Origin of the sequence: Streptomyces sp. NPDC127097 (genome assembly GCF_042724075.1) — a bacterium.
Taxonomy (GTDB): Bacteria; Actinomycetota; Actinomycetes; order Streptomycetales; family Streptomycetaceae; genus Streptomyces.
Genome location: NZ_JBHXFI010000056.1, coordinates 1 through 12,320, shown reverse-complemented (window position 1 = coordinate 12,320; position 12,320 = coordinate 1). Strand labels below are relative to the sequence as shown.

The 12,320-nt window shown below is 71.5% G+C and carries 17 protein-coding genes; all 17 read left to right on the top strand.

Features of this window, described 5'->3' with window-relative positions; genetic code table 11:
* The first annotated feature begins 172 nt into the window (after positions 1-172).
* The 17 genes from ACFWJW_RS30750 (at position 173) to ACFWJW_RS30670 (ending at position 12,270) form a co-directional block, all read left to right on the top strand.
* The gene (locus ACFWJW_RS30750) at positions 173-1,987 is read left to right on the top strand and encodes an ATP/GTP-binding protein (protein WP_387247449.1); all 1,815 of its coding nucleotides are present in this window, start codon (positions 173-175) and stop codon (positions 1,985-1,987) included.
* A gap of 17 nt (positions 1,988-2,004) precedes the next feature.
* Entirely contained in the window at positions 2,005-2,421 is a 417-nt protein-coding gene (locus ACFWJW_RS30745; RefSeq protein WP_387247448.1) for a conjugal transfer protein TraB, read from the top strand.
* An 85-nt stretch (positions 2,422-2,506) separates the two neighbouring features.
* Positions 2,507-4,663 (top strand): chromosome segregation protein ParM, encoded by a 2,157-nt coding sequence (locus ACFWJW_RS30740; RefSeq protein ID WP_387247447.1) that lies wholly within the window; start codon positions 2,507-2,509, stop codon positions 4,661-4,663.
* A 73-nt stretch (positions 4,664-4,736) separates the two neighbouring features.
* Entirely contained in the window at positions 4,737-4,925 is a 189-nt protein-coding gene (locus ACFWJW_RS30735; RefSeq protein ID WP_387247446.1) for a hypothetical protein, read from the top strand.
* Positions 4,926-4,988: 63 nt separating this feature from the next.
* Positions 4,989-5,171 carry a hypothetical protein gene (locus ACFWJW_RS30730; RefSeq protein WP_387247445.1) on the top strand — a complete coding sequence of 61 codons (183 nt, stop codon included), beginning with the start codon at positions 4,989-4,991 and terminating at the stop codon, positions 5,169-5,171.
* Between the two features lie 147 nt (positions 5,172-5,318).
* The gene (locus tag ACFWJW_RS30725) at positions 5,319-5,813 is read left to right on the top strand and encodes a hypothetical protein (protein ID WP_387247444.1); all 495 of its coding nucleotides are present in this window, start codon (positions 5,319-5,321) and stop codon (positions 5,811-5,813) included.
* A 59-nt stretch (positions 5,814-5,872) separates the two neighbouring features.
* Positions 5,873-6,640, top strand: a complete 768-nt coding sequence (locus ACFWJW_RS30720; RefSeq protein ID WP_387247443.1) for a hypothetical protein — start codon at positions 5,873-5,875, stop codon at positions 6,638-6,640.
* A complete protein-coding gene (locus tag ACFWJW_RS30715; RefSeq protein WP_387247442.1) occupies positions 6,637-6,978 on the top strand; it encodes a hypothetical protein in 342 nt (113 codons plus the stop codon). Before ACFWJW_RS30720 ends, ACFWJW_RS30715 begins: the two co-directional genes overlap by 4 nt.
* 88 nt (positions 6,979-7,066) lie before the next feature.
* Positions 7,067-7,942 (top strand): hypothetical protein, encoded by an 876-nt coding sequence (locus ACFWJW_RS30710; RefSeq protein ID WP_387247441.1) that lies wholly within the window; start codon positions 7,067-7,069, stop codon positions 7,940-7,942.
* Positions 7,943-8,009: 67 nt separating this feature from the next.
* Positions 8,010-8,990: an AAA family ATPase gene (locus tag ACFWJW_RS30705; RefSeq protein WP_387247440.1), complete on the top strand. Its 981-nt coding sequence runs from the start codon at positions 8,010-8,012 to the stop codon at positions 8,988-8,990.
* Positions 8,987-9,187, top strand: a complete 201-nt coding sequence (locus ACFWJW_RS30700) for a hypothetical protein (RefSeq protein WP_387247439.1) — start codon at positions 8,987-8,989, stop codon at positions 9,185-9,187. The genes ACFWJW_RS30705 and ACFWJW_RS30700 overlap by 4 nt, the downstream gene beginning before the upstream one ends.
* 10 nt (positions 9,188-9,197) lie before the next feature.
* Positions 9,198-9,503: a hypothetical protein gene (locus ACFWJW_RS30695; protein ID WP_387247438.1), complete on the top strand. Its 306-nt coding sequence runs from the start codon at positions 9,198-9,200 to the stop codon at positions 9,501-9,503.
* Between the two features lie 193 nt (positions 9,504-9,696).
* On the top strand, positions 9,697-10,155 hold the full coding sequence (locus tag ACFWJW_RS30690) for a hypothetical protein (RefSeq protein WP_387247437.1): 459 nt from the start codon (positions 9,697-9,699) through the stop codon (positions 10,153-10,155).
* Between the two features lie 140 nt (positions 10,156-10,295).
* Entirely contained in the window at positions 10,296-10,469 is a 174-nt protein-coding gene (locus ACFWJW_RS30685) for a hypothetical protein (protein WP_387247436.1), read from the top strand.
* 165 nt (positions 10,470-10,634) lie between these two features.
* Positions 10,635-11,081 carry a hypothetical protein gene (locus ACFWJW_RS30680; protein ID WP_387247435.1) on the top strand — a complete coding sequence of 149 codons (447 nt, stop codon included), beginning with the start codon at positions 10,635-10,637 and terminating at the stop codon, positions 11,079-11,081.
* Positions 11,081-11,746 carry a hypothetical protein gene (locus tag ACFWJW_RS30675; RefSeq protein ID WP_387247434.1) on the top strand — a complete coding sequence of 222 codons (666 nt, stop codon included), beginning with the start codon at positions 11,081-11,083 and terminating at the stop codon, positions 11,744-11,746. The genes ACFWJW_RS30680 and ACFWJW_RS30675 overlap by 1 nt, the downstream gene beginning before the upstream one ends.
* Positions 11,743-12,270: a hypothetical protein gene (locus ACFWJW_RS30670; RefSeq protein WP_387247433.1), complete on the top strand. Its 528-nt coding sequence runs from the start codon at positions 11,743-11,745 to the stop codon at positions 12,268-12,270. The genes ACFWJW_RS30675 and ACFWJW_RS30670 overlap by 4 nt, the downstream gene beginning before the upstream one ends.
* Positions 12,271-12,320: the final 50 nt, after the last annotated feature.

Here is a 12,320-nt window from a genome sequence, read left to right as displayed (position 1 = left end):
CGAGGAAGGTGAATACGAGCAGCCTCGTTCTCTCGCTGACCGTCTCGGTGACTGGCTGGAATTCCGGCTGGAGAGGGCGCGGGCGCTTCATGAAGGTGAAGCGCCTTTCCGTGAGGCCGAAATAGCGCGTAAGGCTGCGCTGTTGGAGGGCCGCACGGCGCAGGAAGTCGCGATGATGGAGCAGAATGGAAAGCTCCACACCGCGATGATGAAAGCGAAGGGCGACAAGGCGGCGGCGCGGGGGAAAGCGGATGCCGACCGCATGAAGTCGACCGGCTCCGGCCTGGGGGCGGACAAGGGTCGCTCGAAGGCCGGCGGTGGTGGTGGGTCCTCGCGCGGCGGAGGCGGCAGCGGTCCGTCCCGTAACAACTCAGGCCCGGGGCCGAACCGGTCCGGGGCGTCGCGCGGCTCGAACTCCGGCGGCCCCGGCGGGCGTTCGGGGTCCGGATCGACCGGGGGCAGCGGAGGCGGCAAGGGTGGCGCGAAGGGCCCTGAACGGACCTCTGGCGGCCGTAGTGCTGGTTCCGGGCGCAACGGGTCGCCCGGGGGCTCGAAAGGCTCGCAGGCGGGCTCTGGCGGCACCGGGCGCAACGGCAGCTCGAAGGGTGACGGCGGCGGCCGGGCGCAGCACGGCCAGGCGTCCAGCGCCCGTGCCGAGCGGGCCCGCGGCCGCCAGGAGCGTGCCGGGACCCGGCAGTCCGGGCGCCAGGAGCGGCGCAGCGCCGGGCACACCGCCGGCATCGCCGACCGGACCAAGGACCGCGACCAGGCCCGCGCCAACCGGCAGAAGGACTGGGAGGACCGCCGTGCGAAGCGCCAGGAGCGCGACGCGGTACGGAAGGCAAAGCGGGAAGCCGCGGCGTCGTCTGAGCCGGGCCGCACCACCTTGGGCCAGGCCGTCGCGGAGGAAGCCCAGCGCCGCTGGGACAAGCGCCGTGCCGACGCGAAGGACGCGAAGGACGCGAAGGACGCGAAGGACGCGAAGGACGGCGAGGGGGCCAAGGACAGCAAGGACGCCAAGGGCAGCAAGGACACCAAGGACAGCAAGGGAAAGGGCACCGACGGCAAGGGCGAGAAGACCACCAAGGACGGGCCTGACGGCGCCTCCAGCGCGGCCGAGGACAGCACGGCATCCGATGAGCCGGGCAAGGAATCCAAGGCCGGTGACGGGCCGCCTGGCGGTTCGAAGAAGCGGCGCCGGTTCCGGCGTCGGCGCACCGACGCCGGAACCGCCGGACGGCACGGACGTACCCGCCGCACCGGCACCGGCCGGTCCGGCACCGGCTGGTGGGGGCGCGGGCGTGCTGGTCGTGCCGGGCGGCGCGGCCGACCGTCGGACAGCCCGTTCGGCGCGGAGGACTCCACCCCGACGGTGGAGTGGCCCGACCGGCCCACCGGCCCGTCGCGCACCGGCAGCAAGGGCGAGGACGACATCGTCGACGCGGACATCGTCCCCGACGCGCCCGCGGCCGTGACGACCGGCGTCCAGGGCCTGCCGCCCGCGCCGGAGAAGCACACCCAGCGGCCCGGCACCAGCCGGCCCGGCATGGAAGGGAGCAGCGTGAGCACGCAGACCAGCAGGCAGTTCGGACACAGCGGCCTTGCCAGCCAGCACCGTACGGACATCACGTTCGACCAGTACCTGATGGAGATGGCGAACATCGCCATCAAGGCCGCCTCCGACCGCGAGCGCGCCGAGGCCCTGGCGCAAAGCCTCGGCAAGGTCGCCACCGTCCTGCGAGATATGGCCGCCGACCTGGTCGGTGACCACAACATCACCACCGAGATCACCGACCTGATCGCGACCCTGGCCGACTGCGCGGCCCGCATGAAGGCGCAGGCCGGCCGGTGTGCCGAGCAGTGCGGCATCGCCAAGGACGCCGCCCGGATCGCAGCCACGGCAGTCGCCCGCATCTACGGCCAGGACATGAACGCCAAGGAAGACGCAGGTCTCAAGCACGCGTCGGCCGCTGCCCACCACGACTGAGCACAAGGAGACCCGCTATGAGCAGCGAACTTGTACCCCTCAACGACAGCGCCGTCGCCCAGGGCGGCGACGACAACCGGTTCAAGGCCGTCCAGTCCAAGCTGGGCCGGCTCGCCAAAGCCCTGGACGACGCCACCGTTGAACTGGAGATCCTGCACCGCAGCATGCAGGGCAACGCCAACCACACCGACGGCGTCGCCACCGACGTCGAGAACGCCGACCTCGACGGGAAGTTCGTCGGCCTGACCAGCAACGTGGCCACCGCCCTGGTCGGCGCCGCCCGGTCGGTCAAGACCCTGACCGACACCACCTGCGAGACCGCCGACCTCACCTACAAGACCCGGCGGGCCCACGCCAGGCTCTACGGCCGGCTGGATGACATCCGCTCCAACCGGCGCGAGAAGACCCCCCGGGCCGGGTTCTTCGACCGCTGAACTGAACCGCTCCCCCACCCACCCGCCACGGGCGGCCCGCGCGATCCGCGGGCCGCCCGTGCCCGCTTTTTCGAAGGAGAAGCTGGTGACCACGCCGCGCAGTGTCGCGCTCGAACGCCTCGCCTACACCCTTGCCGCGCCTGTGTTGGCCGTGGCCCCGAACATCTGCCCCGACAGCCCCGTCAACCAGGTCGTGCAGCTGGCCGGCGCCGCCGGCATCGGCGGCATCGTCCTCGCGGCCAAGAGCCACGAGCCCGGCGCCGGACGCAAGATCCTGCGCTGGTCCCCGCTGGTCCTGGCCGCCGCCGTCGACATCGCCGCCGGGCACACCACCGACTTCGGCCCGTACGGGATGGACGCGCTGGTCGCCGCCGGATGGGCGGCGGCCGGCTACCTGGTGATGCCCTTCTCCCGGCACACCCGCCGCCGCCACCGCCCCGCCGCCGCAGCCCCGCCTCCGGCCCTGCAGTCGGCCCCCGCCGAAACCGTGGAGCCGTCGGTGGCGCAGCCAGACGACGGAGCCGACCTGCTCACCCGCGAGGCCCGGATGCTGTGGGAGGAGGCCGGGATGCCCGCCCGCACACACATCGTCAAGGCCACCCGGCACCCCGGCCAGCGCCACGACATGACGATCCTGCTGCGCGCCTCGGAGACAGGACGGCCGATCAGCGGTCTCACGGAGGATGCCGTCGCCGCCCCGTTCGGCGTGCACTCCAGCGACATCGCCCTCGCAGAAGTTGCCATCCAGCCCGGCCGCCAGGGCGGGCCCGGCTGGATGGAGGCCCACATCACCCCCGACGCCAACCTGCGCCGCCGAACCAAGCCGACGCCGCAGGAGCGCTGGACGGACCGGGTCGGCGGGCCCAAGGGCGGCGCCCCCGGCTCCGAGCTGGTCCACAAGACCCGCGACGACGAACGCGGGGTGACCTTCTACCGGGCGAAGATGGCCGACTCCACCGAGGCGCCCCGCATCGACCTGGCCAAGGTCTGCCGCGCGCTGAACCTGCCCGAAGACGACTCCTGCGTGTTTGTCCTCATCGACGGCAACGAGTTCCTGATCAGCGCGTTCGACACCCCGCCGCTGAGCGCGATCTTCCCCGCGACCCGCGAGCTGCTGACCCCGGACGCCAAGGGCATGTTCGTGTGCGGGTTCACCATTACCGGCCAGCCGGTGAAGAACATGGTGTGGCAGCACGACAAGAACGCCGCCTGCCACGGCCTGATCCTCGGAGTGTCCCGCTCCGGGAAGACGCAGTTCTTCGCGATCAACATGGCGGCGGAGTCGCTGGCCGGTGCCGTGGTGTGGCTGTCCACCGTCCGCAAAGACGAGAAGACGACCACGCTCGGGCAGTACATCGACCGGCAGGGCTCGAACGCGCTGTGGATGGCCCGCCAGCTGCGCGCGGCCAAGGCGCTGTGCGAGATCCGGGCGGAGATGCCCTGGCCGCACGACGGCAAGCCGCACGACTACAAGCCCGGCGACCCCCGGTGCCCCTACCGACCGCTGTCGGTGTACGCGGATGAGTTCATGACCGCCGCCCAGGACGGCCTGTTCGGCGCGGACATCCAGACCAACGGCGACGACCTCACGGTCACCGGCCTCAAGTACGGCATCGGCTTCAAGCCCGCCGGCCAGTCGCCGTTCGCACACAACGGGTTCAGCACCGAGATGAAGGACAACCTGCGGCAGAACAGCCGCCCGGTCATCTTCAACATGGGCTCGCCCGGCGCCACCCGCAAAGCAGCGGAGGGCACCATGGAGAACGCCTACGACGTGCCGACCATCCCGGCCCGCTACTCCCGCCAGGAAGGTTCCGCGATCGAGCGGGCCATCAAGGGCGAAGCCGACCCGGAGAACGGCGTCAGCACGGGCGGCGTCGCCGTCATCGTCCTCGACAACGGCCGCGCCGTGCTCATGCGGTCGCTGTACGCGGACTTCGACACCGACCTCTCCGAGCTCTTCCTCGAAGAGGTCAACCGGCTCACGGACTACGAGATCAGCGAGCTGGACAAGCGCGGCCTGTGGGGCGACTGGTACCGCGAGCCCGAGCCCGGCGAGTTCTGGCCCGCCCCCAAGGACGACGACAGCGACGACGGCGACGGCAAGTCCCGTCGCCGCGGCGGCGCAGGAGGCGGCAAGGGCGGCGGGCGCGACGCGAAGTCCGGGGGCAGCCGCCCCGAGCCGCAGGTCACCTCTGCCCGCCAGGCGCTGGAGGCCATCAAGAGCCTCACCGACGCCTGACACTCCCATCCATCCCGGGGCCGGCCTGCCGAGCACGGCCGGCCCCGCCCGATCCCGAAGGACTTCCTCCGCCGTGGCTCTCTCGATCTCCGCCGCCGTGCTGCTGGGCATCATCGTCGCCGTCCTGCTCAAGGGCGAATACGTCCGCTTCGGTTCCATGCTGGCCTGCACGCTGTTCGGCTTCACCCTCGCCGCGACCGGCCTGGCCCCCACTATCAACAGCGCCATTGCCTCGATCGCCGGACTGCTCTCCAACCTCTGACCCGGAGACGCCCGGCCGACTTCATCAACTCTGCTGTGAATCGCCGGTATCTGGAGCATGCTCTTGTCGGGCCCCACCACGATCACGGGGAAGGACAAGGTCATGGCCCACCTCCACTTCACCTGCTGGCGCTGCGGCGAAGACTGCGTCGTGCACGGCGACGGCTGTGACTGCTGCGACCTGGTCGAAGTCCCCGATGAATGGGACTGCTGGAACTGCGGCGCACTGAACTACACCCCCGACTAACCCCCGCACCCCACGCACGACACCGAAGGGCGCCGCCGGACACCAACTCCGGCGGCGCCCTCCGCGTTGCGCCTCCCCTCCCCTCCCGCGCCCTCCCCGCCACCACGGCGTGGAGGGCGCTCCCGTTCGCGTGATCGGAGAAACCCAGTGGACCCCCTGAATAACACCCAGTCCGGCATGCCCGAGTCCGAGGCAGCGGCCGAAGCCCGCCGCCTGATCGACGACTGGGCGACAAAGCCCGTACGCCACCACCCCACCTCGTTCCGCGACGACACCCAGCCGCCGACCTTTGGCACCGCCCCGCCCGTGACGCAGGGCGACCGCCGCATTGTGCCCGCCTGGGCGGCCGGAATCGCCGTCGCCTCCATCGGCGTGGGCGCCGGGATCACCGGCATCGGCTGCGGCGCCTGGCTCGTGCTCCAGGGCCTGGCCTCCGCCACGTTGAACGGCGTCCTGATGGTCACCCTGCCGTGCGCGGGCCTGGCGATGATCGCCACCGCCATCGGCGGCGCGATCAGCAAGGCGCGCTCCGCCGTCACCAACACCGTCTACCAGGGTCCGGTCACCCACCACACCGAGATCCACAACAACAGCCGCACGCGCGGCATGTTCTTCGCCCGCACCCGCAACGAGATCCGCTGACGACTCCGGCCAGCCCACCACCGCTCACCACCGACCTCCGCCAAAGGAGCAGCTGCACCATGCCCAGCAACGACACGCAGATGAACGGCCAGCCCCGCCCGAACAGCACCCTCGACCAGCTCGAACCGTCCCCGGCCCGCAAGAACAAGCTCGCCCACCTGCGCGCCGCATGGAAGGAGTCCTGGCAGGAGGGCGGCTTCCTCTACCAGCGGTGGGAGGACGTCTTCCAGGCCCGGCACGCCAGCTGGCACGAGATCGCCACCTGGATCAAGGCGGCCGCACTGTTCGCCGGGATCAGCCTCATCGTCATGATGGTGGACACCGCCGGCGACATCGCCAGCGCCACCCTCAACGGTCTGTCCGCCGCCCCGGCCACCGGCGCCGGTGACGGCAGCGGGCTGTGGGGCACGGTCGACCACCCCATCCGGATCTTTCTGGCCGACCAGGGCGCCCACCTCTCCGTCGCCCCGGCCGCCTTGTACGGGTTCTGGCAGCTGACCGGACTGCTCGGGCTGATCGGCGGCTTCCTCGGCAACGCCGGCGCCCGCATCGCCTGGGTGCTGTTCGGCATCGGCAGCCTCACCATGATCTGGTCCGCCGCCCCAGCCGGAGGCCGCGCTGCCGCCACCGGGCTCGCCGCCCTCATGTGGGCGCTGGCCAGCATCTTCGCCCTGCGCGGCCTGACCCTGCGGCCCATCGTCCACAACCACCCACTGCAGTACCAGTTCAACCCCACGCTCCACCTCCACGCCACCATCCCCGCCCCCACCCCGGCCGGTGACGACTTCGGCGACGAACCCGACAACCTCCACCCGCTCCAGCGATGACCCCGCACTCCACCCCGTCCAGCACCACCGCCTGGCGGCACACCCAGCCCACGCAGGCGATCGTTGCCGGGCTCGGGGCCCGAGCGCTGGGTATCCGGGTGCACCCCGGCGCGGCCGCGGCCGCGCTCGCCCTGTCCTTCGGCACGCACTACATCGCGGACCGCAGGGTGCCGGGCCACGGCGTCTTGGAGAAGCTCGCCGACAAGACCGGCAAGACCAACTTCTACAAGCTGGCCGACTTCGGCATGAACGGTGCTTTCCACCTCGACAGCTCGTGGCACCACGGCTGGGAGACCGTCGCCGCCCTCATCGCCACCACCAAGGCCACCACGCGATGACCGGCTGGGGCGGCCACAGACGTGTCGCCTGGCCGCCCCGGTGCCCCTCCACCACCTGAGCAACTGACAGAAGAAGGAGCGCACCGTCATGACGTCCGTCCCCCAGCACCCGACCGCTGATCACCACCTCGCCTTCTCGCTGGCAGACGCCGAAGGCTTCACGACGCTCCACGGCACGCCGGTCGTGGCGATCGACGACGACTGCGGCACCCTGCTCATGCTCGGCCACCCGGACGACCGCCACGTCCTGGCCACCACGAGCGCCCAGTACCGCGTCCTCTACGGCCAACGCATCCGCGGCGGCCGCGCGCTCGGTGATCTGCTCCCCCACGGCGTACGCCGCACCTGGGCGCGGGCAGTGCCGGGTGGCGACGACTGCCCCTGGCACACAGAGGTGACCGCCGCGGACGCGCAGCATGCCCTGCCCATCACGCTGGTCGAGGTCGACGTGCTGGACGCGGAGGACATCGCGGTGCAAGAGGAGTGCCCTGCCTGCGGTCGCGCCAGCCGCACCAGCGACATTGCCCACTCCCCCGGCCGCACCGGCTACTCCCGGGTGCACAACTGCCGCTCCTGCGGCGCCCGGTGGCCGAGCGCGGACGAGTACCGCGTCTGCCTCTACAAGGTCCGCACGCGCAGCGGGATCGACCCGGCCGGCTGCTTCGCCTGCGGCTGCACCGAGACCTGGCCGTGCGACGCCGGCTGCCGGATGGCGGGCAACGGCCGACCCATCGCTCAGCCCCTGTGCACGATCTGCCTCGCCCAGCACACCCCCGATACCTGGCAGGCCCTCACCGCCACCGGGTACGCCGCAGCCGACTCCGATGCTCAGCGCGACCGCTGGCTCTACACCGAGGCACTGCGCGGCACCGAGCCTGCCACCGCGGCCGCCGAGTGGACCGAGCGCCGCGCCTTGACCCGGAAGCGCGCTCTAGAGGCCAGCAAGCACGACGGCTGGCGATGAACGACGACGCCAGCAGCCGCGCCTGCCCCACCACTTGTGCTCTTGACCTGTAAGGAGATCGCACCTCATGAACTCGCCGCTCTGCTCGAACCTGCCGGACAACGCGCTCGTGGTCTTGATCGGGGCCTCCGGCGCCGGGAAGTCCACCCTCGCCGGCACCTGGCCCGCCACCCAGGTCCTCTCCCTCGACGCCCTGCGGGGTGACGTGAGCGACGACCCTGGCTGCCAGGACGAGGACGTCACCCACGATGCCGCCGCCGCGCTGGCTGTCATCCTGGAGCGCCGCATGGCGCGGCGCCTCAACACCGTCATCGACGCGACCAACGTCGAACAGTGGGTGCGGGCCAACCTGATCGCCGCCGCCAAACGGCACCAGATGCCCGCGGTCGCGTTGGTCGTCGCCACCCCGGCCTCAGTCTGCGTCGACCGGCAGAAGCCGAGGCCGACCAACCGGGCGGTGCCCGAAGATACCGTCCGGGCCCAGCACAAGGCGATGGTCGCTTCCCACGCGAGTCTCGCGTCGGAGGGCTTCAACCAGGTGCTGTTCGCCGACAGCCTGTACCGCCTGGAGCCGTACCTGCGGCGCCTGAGCGAGGCCCGGAACGCCGACCTCGGATTAGACGGCAGCGACGGCCTGGGCGACCTCCTCCTCCCCCGCCGCTTCTTCGGCCCGGAGATCTTGCGCATGTGGCGGTGGAAGCCCGGCTCCGACATCGCGGGTGGTGACCGGGTGGCGGAGATCCGCCTCGGTCAGCAGTACCTCACCCTGGCCCTGCGGCAGAACGTCGACGGCGAGGGCGACGTCGGCTTCGACGTCGCCGTGCCCTGCCCGTTCGACCCGGAGTGCGGCGGCTACGCGTGGGCGCCGGCCTACAGCATCAGCTGCCTGCATCGGGCGCTCAGCGGCGAGATGGACGGCGACCCGGACATCGTCTGCACCATCCACGGCGGGGTCGACGATATCGACCAGGAGACCGGAGACCAGGACGACGACCCCGACGGCCGCGCCGACCTGGAGCAGCAGTACGCGGACGCGGTCCGCGCATGAGCCGCGCCGCTCCCGGGCCGCACCCGCACCCGCTCACCCCGGCCGACCTCCCGGCCGGAGACGAGTGGTGGCGTGGCTGCCCGACCTGCCACCTGCCCACCCAGGGCGGCAGCGCCGGCCTCGCCGCGCACCGCCGCACCGTCCATACCGACCGCGGCGACCCTCGTACGCCGATCACCGTCCAGCTCAACTACTGAGGAGACACACATGGACACCCAGACCCACGCCAATACCTCCACCGCGCTCGCCGCATGCTTCAGCACGGACCTCGCCGCCTTCATCGCGGAGGACACGCCGCAGGACCCCTCCCCCACGGACTTCATCGATTTGGTCGACCGCGTCCGGAACGTCCTGGGCAGCGCCAGCCTGGGCAGCCTGCAGGAGGCCGAGGAGGAACTTGACGCCGCTGTCACGTACCTCACCGACGCGCTGAACGGCGCCGAGGACGACCAGGCGACGCTCCTGGCCTGTGCGCGGACGCACCTGCGCAACGCCATCGAGGCGATCAACTGAGAGGCGTTGAGCGCACTCTGTGCCGCCCCTGCCCACCAAAGCAGAGGCCGGGGCGGTCGCAGTGGCTCCTCAACGCAAGCAACACGAAGGCGACTTCGCGGAAGGAGCTTCCGCCCGGGACGGCCGCCAGGCCGGAAAACCATCGGCCGTCCCGGACCACCCATCCCGTTCGAGACGAGAGGGAGAGACCAGTATGGCCTCCACCGGACGCCTACACGGCCCTGTCCACCCGGGCACCTGGATCCGAGGCATCACCGTCAAGCAGCCGCACGCCGAGTGCATCGTCGCCGGGGCGAAAACGATCGAGAACCGCCCGCGGCCGTGGTCCTGGCGCGGCTGGCTGCTCCTCCACGCGGGCCAGAGCATCGACCGTCCCGCCCTGCGTCTGCCGCTCGTCGCCCGCACGATCCGCGGCCGCGAACTGGCCACCGGCGCCGTGATCGGCGTAGCACGGCTGACGGGCTGCCACCAAGACCCGGCCGGTTCCCCGCCCTGCACGCCGTGGGCGGAGTCCGGTGCGTGGCACCTGGAGCTCGCGGACGTCCATGCCCTCACCCTGCCGATCTCCGCGCGCGGGCAGCTCGGGCCGTGGAAGCCCACCGAGGAACTGGTGGCGCAAGTGCTCCAGCAGGTGCCCGACCTGCGGCCGTGAGAACCCACCGACGCCCCGCATCCGCACCGCTGGAGCGCTGCAACGCGGCGCATCAGCGAGACCCGGTCCGGTTCCGGCCGCCAAGGGCGGCCGGAACAACGACCACACCTGACATCCCTCACCTCCAGTTGGAGGACCCCATGAGCAGCACCCAGCGCGATGTCGACCACGCCCTCGCCTATCCCGAGCCCCCCGCCTCGCCGCTCTGGCACCGGGACGGGCCGCAGCCCCGGCCGCTCACGTCCGAGCAGCAGCGGCGCAACCGCGAGCTCCTGGTCCTCGCCGACGCACACGCCCCCACCCAGCCCACCTAGGGCACGGAAGCCCAGGGCTTCATGGACCGCGAAAGCGAGCCAGTTCCTCAAGGTCACCGACACCACCGCCCAGTAGCAGCACCCGGAGCGCCGTGCCCGCCCCTTCCCGGCCGGGCGCGGCGCTCCGCCAGCCCTGCCCCCCATCAGTGAAATGGAGGCGCCTTCGTGCTCCCGACCCAGCCGATCTGCCTGATCTCCTTCGGCTACCTGCACCTTCCCACCGGACCGGACGGCTCCCCCGTCCCGCCCGCCGCCGACCGCATCGAGGATGTCCGCGACCGGCTCCGCGACCCAGCCGCCGCCCGCGACATCCTCGACCTCGACGGCCTTCACCCCCGCGTCCAGGACGTCGTCCAGAACACCCCTGGTGCCCGCGAGCTGCTCGCCAACCTCGCCGACTACGCCGACCTCCCCGCCGGCCCCCGCCGCATCGCCATCGGATGTGCAGGAGGCCGGCACCGCGCGAGCGGACTGACGGAACTCCTGGCCCGCACGCTCCGGGATCGTGGCCACGAGGTCGAAGTCGAGCACCTGCACGTCCATCTGCCGCGCGTCCTCAAGACGCCCGCCGACACCCGCACCGCCGCCAACACCGAGCAGGAGACCGCCTGATGATTCGTATGCTCCGCCGCTGCGGCCACTCCCCCGGCGCCCTCACGTTCGAGGACCAGGCCGTCGTCGACGCCTTCCGTGCGATGCTCGCCGCCCTCCGCTCCCCGGAACCCTGGACGCCGGGCTGTGGTCTGGACATCGCCGTCAGGGTCGGCCCGTTCATCGAGCGCGCCCGCACCCGGCCCGGCGACGACCACGGACCCGACCTCATTGCCGTCGCCCTGCAACACCCCGGCGGGGCGTACGCACCCTACGGCGCCCACTACCGGAATCTGGGCTGGCTGCGCTGCGAGACGGTCAAGATCCTCGGCGTATGGAACCAGGCATACTCTCCGCTCACCCACGCTGCGGCGGGCCTGGACCTGCCCGCCGACGTCGGCATGAAGCCCGCGCACTACGGCGTCCTCGTCGAAGCCCGCAAGCCGGACGACACTGGCTACACCCTGCTTCGCCTCGGTCCCTACACCCAGGCCCGACACGCCTCCCAGGACGCCGACCGCCTCACTGCCGCGCTGGACGGGCGGGAGACCGTCGTCGTACCAGGGGTCATGGTCACCGCGCGGCCCGCGCCGTTCGATGTCAGCGACCACGAGCGGTTCACCGACCCGTACGAGGCCGACGCCATCGCGCTCATGGACGCCGCCGTCGAAGGGGCGAACTCATGACCAGCGCCCCGTACGAGATCGAGACCATCGAGGGCGACGACGGCACCATGCACCCCGTCGAACAGCTCTGGACCCCAAGCGCTGATGACGCGGTGGCCAGCGGTTTCGTTGCCCACCGCGGCCTGTACGTCTCCGGGATCGACGACGCCACCGACGACCACCTCTACCCGGTCGGCTTCATCGTCCTCGGGCACCAGCAGTGGGCCGACGTCATCGAGGCCGCCGGTGCGTACATGGCCCGCGTCCACGGCTGGCGCAACCTCCACCTCTACCCCGGCGACGACCCGGCCGTGCTCATCCCCCGCATCCCGCGCGCCGTTCACACCCACGGTGTCTTCTTACGGCACCCGCACCCGGACCACGGCTGCGGCTGCGAGTGGGACGACACCTGGCGCATGGTCTGGGCGCCGACCACCGAACCCAGCGCCACCCCGATCACCGCGATGCGGCACCCGGCCGCTTCGGCGAGCGCTGGCAGCCTCCCCAATCCCGATGAAGGCGCGCCCGCGACTTGGGCGGCCTGACGCTCGCCCCACCCTGCACGAAGCGGCCCCCGTCGCCCGGACCGAGGTCC

Bases quoted from the DNA above. Each gene is read 5' to 3' on its own strand.
- ACFWJW_RS30695 (WP_387247438.1), top strand. From the start codon at position 9,198: ATGGACACCCAGACCCACGCCAATACCTCCACCGCGCTCGCCGCATGC.
- ACFWJW_RS30670 (WP_387247433.1), top strand. From the start codon at position 11,743: ATGACCAGCGCCCCGTACGAGATCGAGACCATCGAGGGCGACGACGGC.
- ACFWJW_RS30715 (WP_387247442.1), top strand. From the start codon at position 6,637: ATGACCCCGCACTCCACCCCGTCCAGCACCACCGCCTGGCGGCACACC.
- ACFWJW_RS30685 (WP_387247436.1), top strand. From the start codon at position 10,296: ATGAGCAGCACCCAGCGCGATGTCGACCACGCCCTCGCCTATCCCGAG.
- ACFWJW_RS30700 (WP_387247439.1), top strand. From the start codon at position 8,987: ATGAGCCGCGCCGCTCCCGGGCCGCACCCGCACCCGCTCACCCCGGCC.
- ACFWJW_RS30690 (WP_387247437.1), top strand. From the start codon at position 9,697: ATGGCCTCCACCGGACGCCTACACGGCCCTGTCCACCCGGGCACCTGG.
- ACFWJW_RS30705 (WP_387247440.1), top strand. From the start codon at position 8,010: ATGAACTCGCCGCTCTGCTCGAACCTGCCGGACAACGCGCTCGTGGTC.
- ACFWJW_RS30750 (WP_387247449.1), top strand. From the start codon at position 173: ATGATGGAGCAGAATGGAAAGCTCCACACCGCGATGATGAAAGCGAAG.
- ACFWJW_RS30710 (WP_387247441.1), top strand. From the start codon at position 7,067: ATGACGTCCGTCCCCCAGCACCCGACCGCTGATCACCACCTCGCCTTC.
- ACFWJW_RS30675 (WP_387247434.1), top strand. From the start codon at position 11,081: ATGATTCGTATGCTCCGCCGCTGCGGCCACTCCCCCGGCGCCCTCACG.
- ACFWJW_RS30720 (WP_387247443.1), top strand. From the start codon at position 5,873: ATGCCCAGCAACGACACGCAGATGAACGGCCAGCCCCGCCCGAACAGC.
- ACFWJW_RS30745 (WP_387247448.1), top strand. From the start codon at position 2,005: ATGAGCAGCGAACTTGTACCCCTCAACGACAGCGCCGTCGCCCAGGGC.